Annotated in this window: 20 protein-coding genes; 8 read left to right on the top strand and 12 right to left on the bottom strand. The window is 64.5% G+C overall.

Going from position 1 to position 19,609, the window contains the following annotated elements; all coding sequences use genetic code 11:
* Positions 1-2: 2 nt before the first annotated feature.
* The 8 genes from ABMA59_RS02260 to ABMA59_RS02225 form a co-directional block, all read right to left on the bottom strand.
* Positions 3-866: a branched-chain amino acid ABC transporter permease gene (locus ABMA59_RS02260; protein ID WP_349003665.1), complete on the bottom strand. Its 864-nt coding sequence runs from the start codon at positions 864-866 to the stop codon at positions 3-5.
* A gap of 316 nt (positions 867-1,182) precedes the next feature.
* Complete coding sequence (locus tag ABMA59_RS02255) at positions 1,183-1,890, bottom strand: ABC transporter ATP-binding protein (RefSeq protein WP_349003664.1); 708 nt, start codon at positions 1,888-1,890, stop codon at positions 1,183-1,185.
* Positions 1,890-2,609, bottom strand: a complete 720-nt coding sequence (locus tag ABMA59_RS02250) for an ABC transporter ATP-binding protein (RefSeq protein ID WP_349003663.1) — start codon at positions 2,607-2,609, stop codon at positions 1,890-1,892. The genes ABMA59_RS02255 and ABMA59_RS02250 overlap by 1 nt, the downstream gene beginning before the upstream one ends.
* 251 nt (positions 2,610-2,860) lie before the next feature.
* On the bottom strand, positions 2,861-4,162 hold the full coding sequence (locus tag ABMA59_RS02245) for an ABC transporter substrate-binding protein (RefSeq protein WP_349003662.1): 1,302 nt from the start codon (positions 4,160-4,162) through the stop codon (positions 2,861-2,863).
* A gap of 25 nt (positions 4,163-4,187) precedes the next feature.
* Complete coding sequence (locus tag ABMA59_RS02240; protein WP_349003661.1) at positions 4,188-5,255, bottom strand: maleylacetate reductase; 1,068 nt, start codon at positions 5,253-5,255, stop codon at positions 4,188-4,190.
* Positions 5,252-5,932: an alpha/beta hydrolase gene (locus ABMA59_RS02235; protein ID WP_349003660.1), complete on the bottom strand. Its 681-nt coding sequence runs from the start codon at positions 5,930-5,932 to the stop codon at positions 5,252-5,254. The genes ABMA59_RS02240 and ABMA59_RS02235 overlap by 4 nt, the downstream gene beginning before the upstream one ends.
* Before the next feature lie 11 nt (positions 5,933-5,943).
* Positions 5,944-6,891, bottom strand: a complete 948-nt coding sequence (locus tag ABMA59_RS02230) for a VOC family protein (RefSeq protein WP_349003659.1) — start codon at positions 6,889-6,891, stop codon at positions 5,944-5,946.
* A 100-nt stretch (positions 6,892-6,991) separates the two neighbouring features.
* Positions 6,992-7,873: a dioxygenase family protein gene (locus ABMA59_RS02225; protein WP_349003658.1), complete on the bottom strand. Its 882-nt coding sequence runs from the start codon at positions 7,871-7,873 to the stop codon at positions 6,992-6,994.
* Positions 7,874-7,968: 95 nt separating this feature from the next.
* On the opposite strand from ABMA59_RS02225, the gene ABMA59_RS02220 reads away from it, so the two are divergent.
* Both ABMA59_RS02220 and ABMA59_RS02215 read left to right on the top strand, forming a co-directional pair.
* Positions 7,969-8,919, top strand: coding sequence for a LysR family transcriptional regulator (locus ABMA59_RS02220; RefSeq protein ID WP_349003657.1), 951 nt, complete (start codon positions 7,969-7,971; stop codon positions 8,917-8,919).
* A 112-nt stretch (positions 8,920-9,031) separates the two neighbouring features.
* Positions 9,032-9,415, top strand: coding sequence for a nuclear transport factor 2 family protein (locus ABMA59_RS02215; RefSeq protein ID WP_349003656.1), 384 nt, complete (start codon positions 9,032-9,034; stop codon positions 9,413-9,415).
* A gap of 55 nt (positions 9,416-9,470) precedes the next feature.
* On the opposite strand, the gene modC is transcribed toward ABMA59_RS02215, so the two are convergent.
* Genes modC through modA form a run of 3 tightly spaced genes read right to left on the bottom strand, consistent with a single transcriptional unit; the run spans position 9,471 to position 12,164 of the window.
* On the bottom strand, positions 9,471-10,592 hold the full coding sequence (gene modC, locus ABMA59_RS02210) for a molybdenum ABC transporter ATP-binding protein (protein ID WP_349003655.1): 1,122 nt from the start codon (positions 10,590-10,592) through the stop codon (positions 9,471-9,473).
* A gap of 58 nt (positions 10,593-10,650) precedes the next feature.
* A complete protein-coding gene (modB, locus tag ABMA59_RS02205) occupies positions 10,651-11,355 on the bottom strand; it encodes a molybdate ABC transporter permease subunit (protein WP_349003654.1) in 705 nt (234 codons plus the stop codon).
* 17 nt (positions 11,356-11,372) lie between these two features.
* Positions 11,373-12,164: a molybdate ABC transporter substrate-binding protein gene (modA, locus tag ABMA59_RS02200; protein ID WP_349003653.1), complete on the bottom strand. Its 792-nt coding sequence runs from the start codon at positions 12,162-12,164 to the stop codon at positions 11,373-11,375.
* A gap of 221 nt (positions 12,165-12,385) precedes the next feature.
* Here modA and ABMA59_RS02195 point away from each other — a divergent pair, with 221 nt between their 5' ends.
* The 6 genes from ABMA59_RS02195 to ugpC all read left to right on the top strand — a co-directional run bounded on the left by ABMA59_RS02195 (position 12,386) and on the right by ugpC (position 18,101).
* On the top strand, positions 12,386-12,592 hold the full coding sequence (locus ABMA59_RS02195; RefSeq protein ID WP_349003652.1) for a TOBE domain-containing protein: 207 nt from the start codon (positions 12,386-12,388) through the stop codon (positions 12,590-12,592).
* A gap of 8 nt (positions 12,593-12,600) precedes the next feature.
* The gene (tsaA, locus tag ABMA59_RS02190; protein WP_349003651.1) at positions 12,601-13,092 is read left to right on the top strand and encodes a tRNA (N6-threonylcarbamoyladenosine(37)-N6)-methyltransferase TrmO; all 492 of its coding nucleotides are present in this window, start codon (positions 12,601-12,603) and stop codon (positions 13,090-13,092) included.
* A 663-nt stretch (positions 13,093-13,755) separates the two neighbouring features.
* On the top strand, positions 13,756-15,054 hold the full coding sequence (gene ugpB / locus ABMA59_RS02185) for a sn-glycerol-3-phosphate ABC transporter substrate-binding protein UgpB (protein WP_349003650.1): 1,299 nt from the start codon (positions 13,756-13,758) through the stop codon (positions 15,052-15,054).
* Between the two features lie 213 nt (positions 15,055-15,267).
* Positions 15,268-16,152, top strand: coding sequence for a sn-glycerol-3-phosphate ABC transporter permease UgpA (gene ugpA, locus ABMA59_RS02180; protein WP_349003649.1), 885 nt, complete (start codon positions 15,268-15,270; stop codon positions 16,150-16,152).
* A gap of 64 nt (positions 16,153-16,216) precedes the next feature.
* Complete coding sequence (gene ugpE / locus ABMA59_RS02175; RefSeq protein ID WP_349003924.1) at positions 16,217-17,065, top strand: sn-glycerol-3-phosphate ABC transporter permease UgpE; 849 nt, start codon at positions 16,217-16,219, stop codon at positions 17,063-17,065.
* 4 nt (positions 17,066-17,069) lie between these two features.
* Entirely contained in the window at positions 17,070-18,101 is a 1,032-nt protein-coding gene (gene ugpC, locus ABMA59_RS02170) for a sn-glycerol-3-phosphate ABC transporter ATP-binding protein UgpC (protein WP_349003648.1), read from the top strand.
* Positions 18,102-18,259: 158 nt separating this feature from the next.
* Here ugpC and glnT read toward each other — a convergent pair whose 3' ends face one another.
* Positions 18,260-19,582: a type III glutamate--ammonia ligase gene (glnT, locus tag ABMA59_RS02165; RefSeq protein WP_349003647.1), complete on the bottom strand. Its 1,323-nt coding sequence runs from the start codon at positions 19,580-19,582 to the stop codon at positions 18,260-18,262.
* Between the last annotated feature and the right edge of the window lie 27 nt (positions 19,583-19,609).

Raw genomic sequence — 19,609 nt, 5'->3', positions numbered from 1 at the left:
CTTCAATCCACCGCCCGTGGAAACAACCCGCGCGGACAGACCAGCAACACAGCCAAGAAGGCGACATGCCCGGCAAGAATCTGCCATTCCGGATTGATCGCCGCGCCTAGCGTCTGCGCCACGCCGATGATGACGCCGCCGGCGAGCGTCCCCCATAGCGAGCCCAGCCCGCCGATGATCACCGCCTCGAAGGCGTAGATCAGCCGGGCCGGGCCGATGGTCGGGTCGAAATTGGCGCGCGTGCCGAGATAGAGTGCGGCGATGGTGACCACCACCATTGCGATGCCGGTGGCGGTTGCAAAAATGCGGTCGGGTTTTATGCCCATCAACCCGGCGGTGACCGCGTCATCGGAAGTCGCGCGGAAGGCGCGGCCAAGCGCGGTGCGATAGAAAAGCTGGTTCAGCCCGACGATCACGAGGACCGCCGAGAGGAAGGTCAGCAGCGGCATGACCCCTACATTGACCGGGCCGAGCGCCAGCGACGCAGTCTCCAGCGCGCCGGCCGAAATACGGCGGCTGTCGGCGGAAAAACCTTCGAGCAGCGCGTTCTGGATGACGATGGAAAGGCCGAAGGTGACAAGCAGCGGCGGCAATATGTCCGGGCCGAGCGTGCGGTTGAAAAGCTGCGACTGCAGCAGCCAGCCGATGGCGAACATGATGGGCATGGCGACCAGCGCCGCCAGGAACGGGTTCAGCCCCAGCGCGGTGACCAGCACCAGGATCAGGAAGGCGGCGAGTACTATCAGGTCGCCATGCGCGAGGTTTACCAGCCGCATGATGCCGAAGACGAGCGACAACCCCGCCGCGAACAGGGCGTACAGCCCGCCGAGCAGAATTCCCTGGACGATGGTGTCGACGAGATTCATGGGTGAACCTCGCAAATGGCAGGGAACTTGCCGTCTTCGATGTCGCACTCCGTCCAACACCCCTCATCCGACCTCGCTTCGCTCGGCCACCTTCTCCCACAAGGGGAGAAGGGGGAATTTCGCGCTGACGCCTGTGCCAATCGCCAACATTGGAGATTTGCACAGACGAAGCGGCAGCGCTCCCCCTTCTCCCCTTGTGGGAGAAGGTGCCGAGCGCAAGCGAGGCGGATGAGGGGTGTTCCAGCTTGGCGAGGCTGCCGAACGAGCCAAGCGAGATCGGAGGAGGGATGCCCAAGGGCATTGCGAGCAGACCTCATCACACCCTCACCCCGAAATACGCCACATGGATATTCTCGCGCGTCAGGGCGGCCGGCGTGCCGGACAGGGTGATGCGCCCCTCCATCATGCAATAGACTCGATCCGCGACCTTCAGCGCTTGCGAAATATCTTGCTCGACGATGACGATCGAGGCGCCGGCGGTGCGGATCGCCGGGAAGGCGGCGTAGATGTCGCGGATGACGACCGGCGCAAGGCCGAGACTGATCTCGTCGCACAGAAGCACGCGCGGATTGGACATCAGCGCCCGGCCGATCGCCACCATCTGCTGCTGGCCGCCCGACAGCGCGGTGCCGGGACTGCTGCGGCGCTCCTTCAGGATCGGGAACAGTTTGTAGACCGTATCCAGCGACCATGGGCCGTCGACCACGCGGCCGTATTTGCCGACAAGAAGATTCTCCTCGACCGACAGCGACGGGAACAGCTTTCGCCCCTCCGGCACCATGGCGATGCCGCGCGCCATGACATCGGGCGCGGCAAGCGCTCCGATCGGTTCGCCGCCGAACAAGATCTGCTCGGGGGCGTTCGTCAGCACGCCGGAGATCGAGCGCATCAGCGTCGTCTTGCCCGCGCCGTTGGCTCCGATGATGGCGACGGTTTCTCCGGCCTCCAGCGCGATGTCGACGCCGAACAGCGCCTGGAAGTCGCCGTAGCGCGCCGTGAGGCTACGTGTTTCGAGCAGCGCCATCAGACCTCGATCCCGAGATAGATTTCCCGAACTGCGCGCGAGGCCATGATCTCGTCGGGCTTGCCGATACCGATGACCTTCCCGAAATTCAGCACCAGCAGCCGCCCGACCACGGCGTTCAGCGCATGCAGCACATGCTCGATCCAGACAATCGACGTGCCGCCTTGATGCACGGCCCGAATGGTCTCGACCAGCGCGTGGCATTCGGCCTCGGTGAGCCCGCCGGCGATCTCGTCGAGCAGCAGCACTTTCGGATCGGTCGCCAAAGCGCGTGCGAGTTCCAGCCGCTTGCGCTGGAGCAGGCCGAGGCTGCCCGCCGTCTGGTTGGCGCGGTCGAAAAGCCCGGTCTCGAGCAGGATACCGGCGCAGCGGTCCGTCACCTCGCCCTCGCTCTTTCGCGAGCCGAAGGCCGCGGCCACCAGCAGATTTTCGAACACCGTCAGCTTTTCGAAAGGCTGCGGGATCTGGAAAGTGCGGCCGATGCCCGACAGGCAGCGCTGCATCGGCGGGGCGCGGGTGACATCCGCGCCGGCGAAGTGGATGGCGCCGGCGTCGGCGGAAATATTGCCGGTGATCAGGTTGAACAGCGTCGATTTTCCCGCGCCGTTCGGCCCGATGATGCCCAGCGCCTCGCCCGCGGAAACGTCGAACGAAACCGCGTCGGCGACTTTCAGGGCGCCGAAGGATTTCGAGACGGATTGCAAGGACAGGATGGGCATGGTGTTCCCGATGGTTGCAGCCTCCCCCTTGAGGGGAGGGTCCGGCCGAAGGCCGGGGGTGGGGTCGGTGCGGAAGCGCTCCGGCGCAAAGCAAGGTTGGCGTTTGGCCGCGAGGACCCCACCCGCCTCGCTTCGTTCTCCTTGCCTTTCGCTATCGCTCCGGGCGTTCGTTGCTCGAAAAGCCAAATCGTTGGCTTTTCGTCCGCTGCGCGGACCGCTCCTCACCCCCTCAAGGGGGCGGGAAAACCGAGCTAAGCAATCGCCTCCATCTTGCCGCCGGTCGGGATCTCCGGCGCGGTCCTGTTGTCGGTGATGACGAGGTCGTAGCCGCCGCCATCCTTCAGTCGCCACTGGCCGCCGACCAGAGGCGTCTTGCAGATGTTCTTGGCGGCGAAGGGCGGCACGTTCGCCCCGTTCCACTCGATATGGCCGACGATCGTGTCGAGTTTGGTCGCGGCGATCGCGGCTGTCACGGCCTCGGCATCGGTCGGGTCGTCGACACGCTTGATAACGTCGACGGCGACCTCGAACAGCGCGTGGATAAAGCCGATCGGCTGCGTCCACGGACGCTTCGTGGCCTCCGTGAAGCCGGCCGCGAGTTCGGCGCAGGAGACGCCCGTCAGCGACGACTTGAACGGATGCGTCGGCGACCACCAGACCTCGGACGACAGATTGTTGCCCTGGTTGCCGAGCGCCTCGACCGCCTGCGGGAACAGGATCGCCTTGCCGATCGACGCCACTTTCGGCGTGAAACCCTGCTGCTTGGCCTGGTTCCAGAAGGTGGTGAAGTCCGGCGGGATCATCACCCCGGTGATGATCTCGACGCCACCCGACTTGAAGGCGTTGATTTGCGCCGAAAAATCGTCGGTGAGGTTCTGGTAGCGGCCGGGATCGTTCAGCGTAAAGCCCTTTTCCGCCAGCACCGGCGGGAAGCCCACGGTCTTGTCGCCCCAGGCGTTGCCGTCGCCGTCGTTCGGGAACAGTCCGCCGACCTTCTTGTTGGTCTCGACCTGCGCCCACATGTTGGTGAAGACGGCGATCACGTCCTCCAGGCCCCAGAAGAAGTGATAGGCATAGTTGAATGGCTTCCAGGTCGAGGGATCGCCGGGATTGCCCTGCTGGCCGATGAACCAGGGCTGCCAGGGCGCCTTGGTGGAGATGCAAGGCATGCCCTCGGCCTCGCAGGTGGTGGCGACCGGGTTGGTCGTCTCCGGCGTCGAGGCGACGCACATCAGATTGACCTCGTCGGTGACGATGAGTTCCTTGGCGACCTCAGCGGCCCGGTTGGGGTTGGACTGGCTGTCCTTGACGATCACCTCGATGTCGAGGCCGAGCGATTTGGTGACGGCTTTCAGCCCTTCGATGGTGAAGGCGTCGGCCTCTGCGAAGGCGGCGAGCGGCCCGGTCTGCGGGCTGACATAGCCGACCTTCACCGCCTTGTTCTGGGCAATCGCCGGCATCGGCAGGCCCGATGCGCCGGCGGCCAAACCGGTGGCGGCGGCGCTCTTCAGCAATGTGCGTCTGGTCAGTCTCTGCGTAACAAGCCTTGTCATTGTCTTCCTCCCAAGCTTTCTTCTTTCATTGCGGCGGTCGCCGGCCCTCCCAGGCGTCGTGCAGAAGCGCGCGGATGCTTTCGCGATCGAAGGGCCGCGGATTCCAGTAGGGATTCCTGGTCGCGATCTCGGCGGCGCGGTCGAGATCGCTTTCGTCCAGTCCGAAATCCCTGAGCTTTGTCGGCGCGCCGAGCGAGGCCGCGAAATCGAACAGGGCGACACCCGGCGTACCGCCCAGGATTTGCGAGATCGGGGCGAGCAGGTCCGGCACTTCGGCGGAATTGAAGCCGATCGTGTGCGGCAGCAGGATCGCATGGGTTTCGGCATGCGGCGTGTTGAACGAGCCGCCGAGCGTGTGGCAGAGCTTGTGGTGCAAGGCCATCGACGCACCGCCGAGGGCCGCCCCGCAAAGCCATGCGCCGTAGAGCGCCCCTGCCCTCGCCTCACGGTCGCCGGCATCTTGCGCCAACGCGGGCAGCGCCTTGGACAGCGCCCTGAGCGCGTCGGTCGCCATCAGCGTGATGATCGGATTGCGGTCGCGGGCATAAAGCGCCTCCGCCGCATGCGCCATGGCGTTCAATCCGGAAGTGATGGTCAGCGCCGGCGGCAGGGTCAGCGTAAGGTCGACGTCGTAGATCACCGTTTCCGGCAGGATCGACGGATCGCGCCGCGTCGTCTTCTCGCCGCCGGCGGTCTCGCCGAGGATGTCGGTCATCTCCGAGCCGGCATAGGTGGTCGGGATGACGACCTGGTCGACGCCGGTGCGCGTGGCGATCGCCTTGCCGAGCCCGATGGTCGAGCCGCCGCCCAAAGCCACGACGCAATCCGCGCCGCTTGCCTTGAAGGCAGCGAGCGCCCGCTCTGTTACCTCGACGGGCGTATGCATGGTGGCGTCGGCGAAGACCCAGGCGGACAACGCGCCGAGCCGCTCGGAAAGCGCCTCCGCGTCGGCTTTCTGGTTGGGCGTGGACAGCACCAACGCTTTGCGGCGCCCCAGCCTTTCGATTTCGGCGCCGGTCTCGGCAATCGTGCCATGGCCGAAGATGACGCGGGAGCGCAGGCCGGGAAAGACGAAGGGGTTTGTCGCGCTCATGCCGCCGCTCCCCTTCTCGCGCCGGAAGCCGGGCGACCGGCTGCGACATCTGCAAGCATCCGGTCAAGTGCTTCAATCTCGGCGTCCAGAACTTCATGCATACGGCCAGGGAATACTTCCACGCGCAGCGCGGCACCCGTGCGAGCCACATCCTGAGCCGCCTCGAAGAACGCATCGAGCGGTATCCATGGGTCGGCGTCGCCGCAGGAGAGATAGGCAGACAGGCCAGCGAGCCGCGCGGCAGTTGCCACGCGCGAAGCCCCGCCGACGCGGCAGCCGGTGAACGCCACCAGCCCGCGCAGCCGGCCGGGCCGCCGCAGCGCGTATTCGAGCGCCAGGCAGGCGCCCTGCGAAAAACCGGCGAGCACCACCCGGTCGCCCGGCGCACCCTCGGAGACGGCCAGCGAAATCGCCGCGTCGATGGCATCAAGCCCCGCCTGCAATTGCACAGTCGTCCGCTCCGTCAGCGGATCGATGGCACGGGCGTCGTACCAGACGCCGCCCGGCGCGCGCGGCAGCACGACATGCGCGCCCGTGTTGCGGAGGCGCTCGATCACATGCTCGCCCATCTCCTCCGGCGACTGGCCGCGGCCATGCACGAAAACGCAGAGTGCATCGGCATGGGCGGGCATCGCCCCCAGCCTCAGCACGTCGTCCTCTGCTAGGTCGGCGGCCATGTGCAAGACGCCTACCACTCGAACTTTTCGAGGCCGGCCACCATCTCGGCCTTGCGGTCCTCGAACCAGGGCGGGAAGACCAGCGTCTGGCCGGTCTTGCCTTCCGGCTCGTCGACCGCCCAGCCGCGCTCGACCGACCAGGCGATCTCGAACAGCGCGCCGCCGGGCGAGCGCACATAGCAGGACTTGAAATAGTTGCGGTCCTTCTGATCGGAGACGTCGGTGAAGCCGAGGCCCTCAAGATGCGCCTTGAGTTTCAGCTGGTTTTCCTCGTTGATGGTGTTGAGCGCCAGGTGATGGATGGTGCCACCGGCCAGCGTCCAGGTGCCTTGCGGCTTGTTCGGCTCATGCAGCACCTCGACCGAGCCCATCGGACCGGAAGCCGGAAGCTTGAACTTCAGCGCCGCACTTTCCTCGCCGAGCTTCTCCAGCCCCAGGCCGATGGTCAAAAAGTCGTCCATCGAGGTCTTGTCGAAAACCGCGATGCCGACGCCGTAGATGCCCTTGATGCCGTGCGCGGCGCTGATGCCGTCGGCGGAGATCGACTCGCGCTTGTCGTTGTCGGCCGCGACCAGTTCGATCGGGATGCCGCAGGGATGCTCGAAGGCGACCCGCTTGATGCCGAAACGCTCGATCTGCTTTGCGTTACGCCCGGCCTTGTTCAGCCGGTCCTCCCAGAAATCCAGGCTTTTGGGCGGAACCGCGAGCTGGATGACTTTCGTCTGGTTGGTGCCGCGCTTGCCGAAAATCCCCGGCTTGCGGAACGGAAAGGTGGTGACGATGGTCGAGGCGTCGCCGGCGGCGTTGCCGTAGTAGAGATGGTAGACGGGCGTGGTGCCGTCGAACAGCACCGTCTTCTTCACCGACTTCATGCCGAGCGTCTTGGTGAAGAAGTCGAAGTCCTCCTGAGCGCCGTCGACGCTCATGGTGAGGTGATGATAACCGTCGATAAGAGCCATTTTCTCCTCCCAGAAAGTTAGGCCGCCTTGCAGTGTAGCACCGTTTCCGCCGGGCAAACCCTGGCTGGCTGCCATTGCCCGGAATGCATCCCGAACGCCTTCATACGGCCCGCCTCCCAGGCTTTGCCCGCACCATCACGAAGGTGAAGTCGAGCGCCCAGACGGCCGTCCCGCCCTCGCAGGTCACATGCCGGATATCGCCGAGGAGTTCCGGCCGGACGCCGAACAGCGGATCCTCGTGCAGCACCGCCTCGGCGCGCTCGAACACATGCGTCGTCACGGTCTCGAAGCCATCAGCGCTGATCATGAAATGCAAATGCGCCGGCCGCCGCAACGGCCCGCCGACGGCACGCAGCAACTGGCCCGCCGGCCCGTCGTCCGGCACGGTGTAGCCCGCCGGCTTGACCGTCACGTAGTCGAAGGCGCCGTCGCCGCCTGTGCTGAAGACCCCGCGCAGATTAAACTCCGGCTGCAGGTCCGGCTGCTGGTTCTCGTAAAAACCCTTGTCGTTGGCCTGCCAGGTCTCGACCGTCGCGCCCGCCACCGGCCGGCCGTCGAGGTCCAGAACCTTTCCGCGGACATCGAGCCGTTCTCCGACACCGTCGAGCGAAATGCTGGCGCCGTTCGGCAGTCTCGGCGCATCGGCGCGATAGAATGGTCCGCGCACCGTGTTCGGCGTCGCGCCATGGGGGCGCCGCGCATTCAACTCCTCGACCAGCGCGGTGACGCCGAGCAGGTCGGACAGCAGTACCCATTCCTGGCGCTTGTCGTCGCTGGCGTGGCCCACCTCGGTGAGGAACGCGACGATCTTCTTCCATTCGGCCGGCGTGGGCCTGACCTCGCGGACAAGCTGGTGGAGATGCGCCACCGTGGAGACCAGCGCTTTGGATAGGCGGCTGGCCCGGGCCTTGTCCAGCCGGCGGGCGAAAATATCGAAAGAGGTGTCTTCGCCGAAAGCCGGCGCGGTGCTCAGCGATGGCATGTTTCCTCCCAAGGTCTTCGCCTTGTCGAAAACAAGCTAACACCGGCGTTGCGATTGCCTGATGATTTTATGCGGAGTTAATATACCATATCGTTATGAAACTCGACGAACGCCATCTCGTGCAACTCGCGGCCGTCGTCCAGACCGGCAGCGTCACCGAGGGCGCCGCGCTGCTGGGACTGACCCAGCCGGCGGTTTCCCGTACGCTCGCCATGCTGGAAAAACGCCTCGGCGAAGCGCTGTTCCACAAAGGGCGCCGGCCGCTGGAGCCGACCTCGCTCGGCCGAGCGCTGGCCGACCACGGCCAGGTCATGCTCGCCGCGTCGCGAAAGGCGTCGGAACTGGTGGCGGATTTCCGCCAGGGTCAGGCAGGCGTGGTGCGGCTGGGCGGCGTGCCGTTTTTCATGGACGCACTGATCGCCGGCATGATCGCGGAATTCCAGCAGATGCATCCGGACATCCGCATCGACCAGACCTACGGCTACCTGCCCGATCTCAGTGCGGCGCTGCTGTCGGACCGTATCGACATCGGCGTCTGCCCGATCGACATTCTGGACGAAGGGTCGGGCCTGACCTTCCAGGAGATCCTGCCCGCCCGCAACGTGATCGCGTGCGGCGCGACCCACCCGCTGCTGATGAAGCGGAAGATCCGCGCCGCCGACCTGGTCGCCTATCCATGGATTTCGCCGCCGCCCGGCAGTCCGCTGCTGTCGGACCTGCACCGCATCCTGCTGTGGCTGGGCGTCACGGAAATCCGCGTCCGCTATTCCGGCGGATCGCCGCTCAGCGTCGTCAACTACATGAAGGCCACCGACGCGCTGACCGTTCTGCCGCACAGCGTGGTCTTTGCGCTGCGCAAGGACCGGGCGATCACCGCGCTGCCTTTCGACTTTCCGCAGCCGGAGCGGGCTCTGGGGCTGCTGAGATTGTCCGACACGCCGCGCGCACCGGCGGTGGATGCCTTTGCCGCCCATGTCGGAAAAAGCTTCGAGAACCTGAAACATCTGATCAAGCGGCACGAGCAGGCGGTCGTCTGGGGCGCATGAGCCTCCTGCCGGATTTGGCAGGTGGCAGGCTGCTGTCATGTTCTCGTCGAGGCGTCAGTGGTATACTCAAATTAGGGTAGGCATAGCCACTTCACGCAAAGGGAAAACGCTCATGACCACCGCCGAACTTGCCCGGGATTTCACCGACCTTCTCAAGCGGAACGACCACGAGGGCGCCGCCGAAAAATACAATGCCGACACCATCGTAAGCTACGAAGCCATGGAGGGCCCGATGGCGGTCTGCAACGGCAAGGAAGCCGTCAAGCAGAAAAGCGACTGGTGGCGCGACAACCACGAAGTCCATGGCGGCTCCGTCGAGGGCCCCTATGTCAACGGCGACCAATTCGCCGTCCGTTTCCAGATGGAGATTACGCTCAAGGCGACAGGCGAGCGCGTGCGATGGACGAGGTCGGGCTCTATACCGTCAAGGACGGCAGGATCGTTGAGGAGCGCTTTTACTACTAGGAGAGAATTGGCGACGCTGCGCTATAAATAAGCGACGGTGCGCCGACCTCTCTCATCCTGAGGTGCGAACCTCAGGCGAGGGTCAATTATAACGTAGACAGATCGTTGGCGAGCCTCGAAGGACCTCCGACGCTGCCCCGGTCGAACGTCACAGCCTTGATCACCGCGAACACCTCGCCGCCGTCGGCGAGGCCGAGCATTTCGACGGAGCGGCGGGTGATGCGGGCGGCGAGCCGGTCGCCGCCGCAATCCAGCGAGACCAGCGCATCGGGCTCGCCGTCCATCGAGATCGCCGCAATTGTTGCCGGCAGGACGTTGAGCGCGCTGATGCCGGTGGGCCGCTCCAGCGAAAGCATGACGTCGCGTGCCCTGACCCGCGCGCGGATTTTGGCGCCCGCCGGCGCGTCGATGCGCGGCAGCCGCCACTCGCCGCCCGCGGAGTGCAGAACGGTCAGTCCAAAACCCTCTTCCTGTCCCGCGACGGTCAGATCGACCATCGCGCCGGCCTCGGAGCGCTGTTCCTCGGGCAGGATGTCGAAGCGTGCAAGAATGTCGGCGGCCGGGCCGCTGGCCTTTACCTTGCCGGCTGAAAGCACGACGACATCCGTGGCGAGCCGCGCCACCTCCCCGACCGAATGGCTGACATAAACGATCGGGATCTTCGTCTCGTCGCGCAGCCGCTCGATATAGGGCATGATCTCGGCCTTGCGCGCCTCGTCGAGCGAGGCCAAAGGCTCGTCCATCAGGATCAGTTTCGGGCTGGCGATCAGCGCCCGGCCGATCGCCACGCGCTGCTTTTCGCCGCCCGACAGCGAAGCCGGCTTGCGGGTCAGGAGATGGCCGATGCCGAGCAGATCGACCACGCCCGAAAAATCCGCATAGCGTTCAGCGCCGGGTGTGAAGAAGCGGCCGTAACCGAGATTTTGCGCTACGCTCATATGCGGAAACAGCCGCGCGTCTTGAAACACATAGCCGATGCGTCGGCGGTGTTTCGGCACGAAGATTCGGGCGTCGGTGTCGACCAGCAGACGCCCGTCCGCCTCGATGCGCCCGCTCCCGGGGCGCACCAGCCCGCCGATCATGTTGATCAGCGAGGTCTTTCCCGAGCCGGACGGCCCGAACAGCGCGGTCAGCCGGCCGGCGCTCTCGAACGCCGCGTCGAGCAGGAAATCGCCTTGCCTGTGGCGGATGCGGACGGAGAGGGTCATCTGTCCCGCCTCGCTGGAACACCAACCCAGGAAAACGCGAACGGGGAAGAACCCACCCTCATCCCTCGATATCCAGCCGCCGGCTGACACGCCGCGCCAGCACCTCGGAAGCGACCAGCGCCGCCATGGCGATCACGATCGAGACCAGCGTCAGCCTGAGCGCGCCCAAATCGCCGCCCGGCACCTGGGTAAAAGTATAGATGGCCGACGGCAAGGTCTGCGTCTCGCCCGGAATGTTGGAGACGAAGGTGATGGTCGCGCCGAACTCGCCCATGGCTTTCGCAAAGGACAGGATCATGCCGGCGATGATGCCGGGCAGGATCAGCGGCAGGGTGATGGTGGCGAACACCCAGAGGGGATTTGCGCCGAGCGTTCCGGCGGCCGCCTCGAGTTTTTTGTCGACCGCCTCGATCGACAGGCGGATCGCCCGCACCATCAGCGGAAAGGCCATGACGCCGCAGGCAAGCGCCGCACCCGTCCAGCGGAAAGAAAAGACGATCCCGAAATACTGGTCCAAAAGCGACCCGACAGGGCCGCGCCGGCCGAAGGTGATGAGCAGCAGGTAGCCCGTCACCACCGGCGGCAGGATCAGCGGCAGGTGCACGATGCCGTTGAGCAGCGCCTTGCCCCAGAACTCGCGCCGGGCAAGCGCGTAGGCAATGGCGATGCCGAATGGCAGCGCCACCACCGTCGCCCAGGTCGAGACCTTTATGGAGAGCCGGACCGCGTTCCACTCATCGGGGCTGAGATGCAGCCACTCCATTCACGATCCAGTCGAAATCAGTTCGAGGCTGGCGGCACCAATACGGTAAAACCCTGCTCCTCGAAAAGGCCCCTGGCCTTGTCCGACTGCAGGCATTTCAGGAAGGCCGGCGTCTCGGCGTCCTTCGATTCGGCGGTCTGCGCCACCGGATAGATGATCGGCGGGTGCGAATCCTCGGGGAAGGTGCCGACGATCTTGACCTTTTTGTCGGCCGCCGCATCCGTCTGGTAGACGATGCCGACCGGCGCCTCGCCCGTGGAGACCAATGCAAGGGCGGCGCGCACGTTCTCGGCCTGCGCCACCTTGCCCTCGACCGAACCCCAGACGCCGAGCTTTTCAAGCGCCGCCTTGCCGTATTTGCCGGCCGGCACCGAATCGACATTGGCCATGGCGAGCTTTCCGTCGCCGACCAGTTTCGCGAGGTCGAAATTCGGCGCGATCTCGGTGGCTGCGGCGGAATCGGCCGGCGCGACCAGCACGATTCGATTGCCGAGCAGGCGCACTTCGGTATCCGGCTTGGTCAGCTTCTTGTCGGAAAGGTATTTCATCCAGGCGAGGTCCGCCGAGATGAACACGTCGGCCGGCGCGCCCTCCTCGATCTGCTTGGCGAGCGCCGAACTCGCGGCATAGGAGATCGTCGCCTTCTCGCCGACATCGGCTTCGCAGGCGGTGTTGACGTTGTCGAGCGCGTTCTTGAGGCTGGCGGCGGCGAACACCGTCAGGCTCTCCGCCGCCAAGGCGGCCGGCGCCGCCAGAACCATCGCCGAAACCCCGGCGGCCGCCAGAAGCCGCATGCCCATCCGTGCCATAGACCAAACTCCCTGTTGACGCCGCCGCGTTCCGCGACCGGCCTGCGTGATCGATATATTCAATCAAACATAACTGCTAGGCCCGGCGCAACCGACGGCGGGCTTGGAGACAACAAATTCTGCAGCAGATCCGACATTTTGCGAACATCCAAACGCGCCGCCATGATACAACGCGCGGGCGCCCTGCCGGCGCATGCACAATCGTCCAAGGAGTGAAAACCATGAAGATCAGCGCCCGTAACATCCTCAAAGGCAAGGTCGTCGAAGTCACCAAAGGCGCCACCACCGCGCATGTGCGCATCGATGTCGGCGGGACGGTGGTGACCGCGTCGATCACCAATGCCGCCGTGGACGATCTGGGCCTCGAAGTGGGCAAGCAGGCCCATGCCGTGGTCAAGGCGTCGGATGTGATGGTGGCTGTCGACTGAGCCGCCGCATGGTCCGCGAGAACGAGATCCGGTACGGCGAGGTCGCGGTCGATCCGCCGCCGGCGACCGACGCCGGGCTGGTGTTCATCGGCCTGATCCGCACACCCTGGACCTCGCGCATGATGACGCCGCGCCAGGGTCGTGCCGACGGTCCAGTCTGCCGGATCGAGATATTCGAGCCGTGGTGGCAGGCGCTCGACAGTGTCGAACAGTTCGAACGGCTGGAGGTGCTGTACTGGCTGCACCTGTCGCGCCGCGACCTGGTTTTGCAGAGCCCGGCCAATGACGGCAGCGCGCGCGGCACGTTTTCATTGCGCTCGCCGGCGCGGCCCAATCCGATCGGCACGTCGATCGCCACGCTGGTCGGCGTGGAAAACGGCGTCGTGCTGGTGCGCGGCCTGGACTGCCTCGACGGCACGCCCCTGCTCGACATCAAGCCCGACCGCGCCCTGTTCACGCCGATCGCCCCGCCGCAGCCCGGCGATTTGGAGACGGGGTGAGGCCGATGCCCCGGCGCGGATAACTGGTCGCGCCAATTAAGGTCTGTGGATAGTTATCTGCGCCATACGCCCAGAAAAGGGGATGGAATCGGCCGATTTTTTGCGAATCTCGTACAAGCCTTTGATATCGTTATTACCGGAAATTCTTCCGATCGCTTTCCGTCCCCGCTTTTTCCGCCTCCCTTATACTCACCCGCATCGCTCTCGCGGGAAACCTGGTGCGCACCGGGTATCAGGGGAGAGCGACGGTGCCGGGATGGCCGCGTAACGGTGCGTGGCCTGGCGAGAGCCTTTACGCCCGGGCCCCAGATCGCGACGACGCGCCCCGGATCGAGTGGGCGGTATCAGCGGTCGGGCAAGCACGCCGGCGGGGCGCGCGGTTCGCGCCACGTACAAAAACTTTGAGAGGCTCGGCCGCGTGCCCCGCTTCCCACCCTCCCGAACGGGAGTTTCCATGCAATGGCCAGGGCGGTTCTCCGCAGCGTGGCAACGACGAAGTGTGCCGGGTTTTTAGGCACGGTTCTTCCAAAGTCCACCCCGGCGGATCTAAACAATTAGTCGGCAAACGGATGGCGAAAAAACCGTTGTCCGGCTGTCACAATCAGTCGATACTGCCGTTTGCGAACCTCAAACCTTCGCCAACGAAAATTGGGAGTGAACACGATGAAATTCAGCGGCTTGGCGGCCGGATTCGGCCTCGCCTTCACATTGCTTTCCACCACCTCGTCCTTCGCTGTGACCGAGATCTCCTGGTGGCACGCCATGACCGGCGCCAACAACGAGGTCGTGGAAACGCTTTCCAAGGAATTCAATGAGAGCCAGAGCGACTACAAGATCGTGCCGGTGTTCAAGGGCACCTATCCCGAGACGCTGAACGCCGGCATCGCCGCCTTCCGCGCCAAGCAGCCGCCGGCGATCATGCAGGTGTTCGACGCCGGCACCGGCACGATGATGGCCGCCGAAGGCGCCATCAAGCCGGTCGCAGAGATCCTGTCGATGGGCGGCACGCCGTTCGACAAGAGCCAGTACCTGCCCGGCATCGTCTCCTATTATTCGAAGCCGGACGGCACCATGCTGTCCTTCCCCTACAATTCGTCCTCGCCGATCCTCTATTACAACAAGGACATTTTCGCGAAGGCCGGCCTCGACGTCGACAACCCGCCCAAGACCTGGAACGAGGTCTGGGACGCCGCCAAGAAGATCAAGTCGAGCGGCGCTGCCCCCTGCGGCCTCACCTCAACCTGGCTGACCTGGATCCACACCGAAAACTTCGCCGCCTGGAACAACTACCAGTGGGGCACCAACGAGAACGGCATCGCCTCGCTCGACGTTGAACTGAAGATCAACGCGGAACCCTTCGTGAAGCATTTCCAGGCGCTGGCCGACCTCGCCAAGGACGGCACCTTCAAATATGGCGGCCGCACCTCCGAGGCCAAGCAGATCTTCCTCGCCGGCGAATGCGGCATCTTCACCGAATCGTCGGGCGGTCTCGGCGACGTGGTGAAGTCGGGCATGAATTTTGGCACCGGCTCGCTGCCCTACGACACCGAATCGCAGAACACGATCCCCGGCGGCGCCTCGCTGTGGGTGTTCGCCGGCAAGTCGGACGAGGAGTACAAGGGCGTCGCGGCGTTCTTCAACTTCCTGTCGCAGACCGAAATCCAGGCCCGCCTGCACCAGGTGTCGGGTTATCTGCCGGTGACCATGGCCGCCTATGAGAAGACCAAGGCCGACGGTTTTTACGACAAGAACCCCGCCCGCGAGATCCCGATCAAGCAGATGCTTGGCAAGGCCCCGACCGAGAATTCCAAGGGCGTGCGTCTCGCCAACCTGCCGCAGGTCCGCGACATCATGAACGAGGAATACGAGAAGATGCTGGCCGGCGAACAGACCGCCCAGCAAGCGCTCGACAACGCCGTGTCGCGCGGCAACGCGGCGATCAAGGAAGCGCTGGGGAATTGAGCACCCTGAGCCTGGGAGCGTGAGCGAAATCGCCCCCCTCTGTCCTGCCGGACATCTCCCTCTCAAGGGGGGAGATTGGCTGGCGCGAAGGCTTTCGCACATCACAAACGGTCTGGTTCGCACCCCATTGATGCTGTCGATCTCCCCCCTTGAGGGGAAGATGTCCGGCAGGACAGAGGGGGGTGATTGCGCGCGGCTGCGGGATAGTTCTTCATGACCCCGCGCGTAACCTTCCCCAACAAATTCCTGCCCTACCTGCTGCTGGCGCCGCAGCTCGCCATCACGCTTGTCTTCTTCTACTGGCCGGCCGGCCAGGCACTGCAGCAGTCGATGCTGCGCGAGGACCCGTTCGGGCTGCGCTCGAAATTCGTCTGGTTCGCCAATTTCGAAAAGGTGCTTGCCGACCCGAACTATCTCAACTCGCTGAAGGTGACCGTGATCTTCTCGGTGTCGACCGCCTTCGTCGCCATGTCCGTGGCGCTGCTGCTGGCGGTCATGGTCGACAAGGTGATCAAGGGCCGCGGCTTCTACCGCACGCTGATGATCTGGCCCTACGCGGTAGCTCCGGCGATTGCCGGCATGCTCTGGCTGTTCCTGTTCAATCCGTCGATCGGCAGCCTGGCGGTCGGCCTGCGTTGGCTGGGCATCCCATGGGACCCGCTGCTCAACGGCAACCAGGCGATGATCCTGATCGTCACGGCCGCCGCCTGGAAGCAGATCAGCTATAACTTCCTGTTCTTCGTCGCCGGCCTGCAGGCGATCCCGAAATCCCTCATCGAGGCGGCAGCGATCGACGGCGCCGGCGAGAACAAGCGGTTCTGGACGATCGTCTTCCCGCTGCTTGCGCCGACGACCTTCTTCCTGCTGGTGATCAACACCACCTACGCCTTCTTCGACACATTCGGCATCATCCACGCCGTCACCGGCGGCGGCCCCGGCAAGGCCACCGAGACGCTGGTCTACAAAGTTTACAGCGACGGCGCACTGAACCTGCTGCTCGGCGATTCGGCGGCGCAGAGCGTGATCCTGATGGTCATCGTGATCGCGCTGACTGCCATCCAGTTCCGCTATGTGGAGAAGAAGGTGCACTATGACTGACGCCGCCGCCAGGCCGGAGGCGCAGGGAACCGCCGTCGCGCTCGGGCGGCGGGAAGAAGGCGAGATGCTGGGGCTCAGCCGCTCCTCGCGCTATCTCGCGCATGGGCTGCTCATTGTCGGCATCGTCATCGTCGCCTTCCCGATCTACTACACCTTCGTCGCCTCGACCCACACGCTGCAGACCATCCTGCGCCCGCCTTTGCCGCTGCTGCCGGGCGGCGAGTTCTTCAACAATTACTACGAGGCGCTGTTCGGCGGCATCGGCCGCATCGGCGGCGTCAATGTGTGGACGCTGCTGTTCAACACGACCGTGATGGCGCTGGCCATCGCCATCGGCAAGATCGTGATCTCCATCCTGTCGGCCTATGCGATCGTGTTCTTCCGCTTCCCGCTGCGCATGACCTTCTTCTGGCTGATCTTCATCACGCTGATGCTGCCGGTCGAGGTGCGCATCATGCCGACCTACAAGGTGATGGTCGATCTCGGCCTGATCGACACCTATACCGGCCTGACCCTGCCGCTGATGGCCTCGGCCACCGCGACGCTGCTGTTCCGCCAGTTCTTCCTGACCATCCCGGGCGAGCTGGTTGAAGCCGCCCGCATCGACGGCGCCGGACCGTGGAAGTTCTTCAAGGATATCCTGCTGCCGCTGTCGCGCACCAATATCGCGGCGCTGTTCGTCATCCTCTTCATCTACGGCTGGACGCAATATCTGTGGCCACTGCTGATGACCAACCGCAACGACATGAACACCATAGTGATCGCGCTGAAGAAGATGGTGTCCTTCGCCGACGCCGACACGCAATGGCACCTGGTGATGGTCACGTCGATGCTGGCGATCGTGCCGCCGATCCTGGTGGTGGTTCTCATGCAGCGCTGGTTCGTGCGCGGACTGATCGAGACGGAGAAGTGAACCGGTGGCAACCGTCGATCTGAAAGACGTGCGAAAAATCTATGGCGGCAAGGTCGAGGCGGTGAAGGGCGTCTCCATCGCCATTCCCGACAAGGCGCTGTGCGTGCTGGTCGGGCCGTCTGGCTGCGGAAAGTCTACCCTTTTGCGCATGATCGCGGGGCTGGAATCGATCACCGCCGGCGCGGTTTCGATAGACGGCAAGGTGGTCAACACGATCGGCCCGGCCGAGCGCGACATCGCCATGGTGTTCCAGAACTACGCGCTCTACCCACACATGAAGGTCTACGACAACATGGCCTATGGCCTGCGCAACCGCGGCATGGGCAAGGAGGACATCGACAAGCGCGTCCGCGCGGCCGCCAAGACGCTGGAACTCTCGCACCTGCTTGACCGCCGGCCGCGCGAACTGTCCGGTGGGCAGCGCCAGCGCGTCGCCATGGGCCGCGCCATCGTGCGCAACCCGAAGGTTTTCCTGTTCGACGAACCGCTGTCAAACCTCGACGCCAAACTGCGCGGCCAGATGCGGGTCGAGATCAAGTCGCTCCAGCGTGCGCTGGGCGTCACCTCCGTCTACGTCACCCACGACCAGTTGGAGGCGATGACGCTCGCCGACACGCTGGTGGTGATGAATGCCGGCCTGGTCGAACAGACGGGCGCCCCGCTCGACGTCTACGAAAAGCCGGCCTCGACCTTCGTCGCCAGTTTCATCGGCGCGCCGCCCATGAACCTGCTGCCGACGACCGCCCTGCCCGCCTCCGCCGGCATTCCGGTGCCGCCCGGCGCCCAGACGGTCGGGTTCCGTCCCGAGGATGCCTCGATCGCGCCAACCGATGGCGGTGCGTCGGGGCTGGAGGTGTCGGTGGAAGGCGTCGAGCCGGTCGGCGCCGAAAGTTTCATCCACAGCCTGCTCGGCGGCAACCGGGTCATCCTGCGCGCGCCGGGCCGCACTTCGGTTGTCCCCGGAGACCGGCTGGCGATTGGCATCGAGCCGGCAAAGCTGCACTGGTTCGACGGGGCAGGAAAAAGGCTGAGTTGAGCGTCTCACGCCCTCCCGCCCTCTGGCATCCTTCAGACCCCACATCGAGGGGGAGGAGGTCGGCGAGCTTGGCGTCCCACCCTCCCCCCGATGGGGAGGATGCCGTGCGAAGCACGGCGGTTGGGGTGATCACCGCGTCGAAGCCCGCAATCGTTGCCTCAAACATCCAGCGTGTTGTCGCGTTCCCACTGCGTGAAGTGCGAGGCGTAAGAATTCCATTCCTGATGCCTGAGCTTCAGATAGGCGGCCGAAAATTCCTCGCCAAGGGCCGCCTTCAGCCCTTTGTCCTTTTCGAATTCGCGCAGCGCGTCGAGCAGGTTGAGCGGCAGTTTTGGCGCGCCCTTCACCGTGTGCCCGAACTGATACATGTCGATGTCGTAGCGTTTTCCCGGATCGGCCTTGGTCCGCATGCCGTCCAGCCCCGCCGCGATGATCACCGCTTGCAGCAGATACGGATTGGCCGCACCGTCAGGCAGGCGCAGCTCGAAGCGGCCCGGCCCCGGCACGCGCACCATGTGGGTGCGGTTGTTGCCGGTCCAGGTGACGGTGTTGGGAGCCCAAGTCGCGCCCGAGACCGTGCGCGGCGCGTTGATGCGCTTGTAGGAATTCACCGTCGGATTGGTGATCGCCGCCAGCGCCGAGGCATGCTTCATGATGCCGCCCAGAAAATTGCGGCCACGCGCCGACAGGCCGAGTTCCATTGCATCGTCGGCAAAGACGTTGGTCTTGCCAGCCTCGTCCCAGACGGAAATATGGGCGTGGCAACCATTGCCGGTCAGCCCCGAAAAAGGCTTTGGCATGAAGGTGGCACGCAGCCCGTGCTTTTCCGCGACCGACTTCACCATGAACTTGAAGAAGGAGTGTTTGTCGGCGGTGGCGAGCACGTCGTCGAAGGCCCAGTTCATCTCGAACTGGCCGTTGGCGTCCTCATGGTCGTTCTGGTACGGCCCCCAGCCCAGCGTCAGCATGTGGTCGCAGATTTCGGCGATCACATCGTAGCGGCGCATGACCGCCTGCTGGTCGTAGCAGGGTTTCGAGGCCGTGTCGGCGGCATCGGAAATCGCGGTTCCATCGGGAGAGATCAGAAAAAACTCGGCCTCCACGCCGGTCTTCACATACATGCCTTCCGCGGCCGCCTCCGCCGTCAGCCGCTTCAGCGTGGCGCGCGGCGTCTGGTCGACGGTTTTTCCTTCCATCACGCAATCGGCGGCGACCCAGGCAACTTCCGGCTTCCACGGCAACTGGATGACGGAGTTGGCATCCGGCACCGCCAGCATGTCCGGATGCGCCGGGGTGAGGTCGAGCCAGGTGGCGAAACCAGCAAAACCCGCGCCGTCCTTCTGCATGTCCGATATCGCCTGCGCCGGCACCAGTTTTGCGCGCTGGCCGCCGAACAGGTCGGTATAAGAGATCATGAAATATTTAACGTTTTTCGCCTTCGCGAAGGCGGCGAGGTCTGCGGTCTCGGAAGTCTTTGCCATATGAAGTTCCCCGTTGTGCCCGGATTT

The sequence above is a fragment of the Mesorhizobium yinganensis genome, assembly GCF_040081985.1.
GTDB lineage: Bacteria > Pseudomonadota > Alphaproteobacteria > Rhizobiales > Rhizobiaceae > Kumtagia > Kumtagia yinganensis.
This window is presented reverse-complemented; position numbering and strand designations above follow the sequence as displayed.

Coding starts and splice junctions, on each gene's coding strand:
- ugpB (WP_349003650.1), top strand. CDS start 13,756: ATGAAATTCAGCGGCTTGGCGGCCGGATTCGGCCTCGCCTTCACATTG.
- modB (WP_349003654.1), bottom strand. CDS start 11,355: ATGGAGTGGCTGCATCTCAGCCCCGATGAGTGGAACGCGGTCCGGCTC.
- ABMA59_RS02235 (WP_349003660.1), bottom strand. CDS start 5,932: ATGGCCGCCGACCTAGCAGAGGACGACGTGCTGAGGCTGGGGGCGATG.
- ABMA59_RS02260 (WP_349003665.1), bottom strand. CDS start 866: ATGAATCTCGTCGACACCATCGTCCAGGGAATTCTGCTCGGCGGGCTG.
- modA (WP_349003653.1), bottom strand. CDS start 12,164: ATGGCACGGATGGGCATGCGGCTTCTGGCGGCCGCCGGGGTTTCGGCG.
- glnT (WP_349003647.1), bottom strand. CDS start 19,582: ATGGCAAAGACTTCCGAGACCGCAGACCTCGCCGCCTTCGCGAAGGCG.
- ABMA59_RS02220 (WP_349003657.1), top strand. CDS start 7,969: ATGAAACTCGACGAACGCCATCTCGTGCAACTCGCGGCCGTCGTCCAG.
- ABMA59_RS02230 (WP_349003659.1), bottom strand. CDS start 6,891: ATGGCTCTTATCGACGGTTATCATCACCTCACCATGAGCGTCGACGGC.
- ABMA59_RS02250 (WP_349003663.1), bottom strand. CDS start 2,609: ATGCCCATCCTGTCCTTGCAATCCGTCTCGAAATCCTTCGGCGCCCTG.
- ABMA59_RS02195 (WP_349003652.1), top strand. CDS start 12,386: ATGAAGATCAGCGCCCGTAACATCCTCAAAGGCAAGGTCGTCGAAGTC.
- ABMA59_RS02225 (WP_349003658.1), bottom strand. CDS start 7,873: ATGCCATCGCTGAGCACCGCGCCGGCTTTCGGCGAAGACACCTCTTTC.
- ABMA59_RS02240 (WP_349003661.1), bottom strand. CDS start 5,255: ATGAGCGCGACAAACCCCTTCGTCTTTCCCGGCCTGCGCTCCCGCGTC.
- ugpE (WP_349003924.1), top strand. CDS start 16,217: ATGCTGGGGCTCAGCCGCTCCTCGCGCTATCTCGCGCATGGGCTGCTC.
- modC (WP_349003655.1), bottom strand. CDS start 10,592: ATGACCCTCTCCGTCCGCATCCGCCACAGGCAAGGCGATTTCCTGCTC.
- ugpA (WP_349003649.1), top strand. CDS start 15,268: ATGACCCCGCGCGTAACCTTCCCCAACAAATTCCTGCCCTACCTGCTG.
- ABMA59_RS02255 (WP_349003664.1), bottom strand. CDS start 1,890: ATGGCGCTGCTCGAAACACGTAGCCTCACGGCGCGCTACGGCGACTTC.
- tsaA (WP_349003651.1), top strand. CDS start 12,601: ATGGTCCGCGAGAACGAGATCCGGTACGGCGAGGTCGCGGTCGATCCG.
- ABMA59_RS02215 (WP_349003656.1), top strand. CDS start 9,032: ATGACCACCGCCGAACTTGCCCGGGATTTCACCGACCTTCTCAAGCGG.
- ABMA59_RS02245 (WP_349003662.1), bottom strand. CDS start 4,162: ATGACAAGGCTTGTTACGCAGAGACTGACCAGACGCACATTGCTGAAG.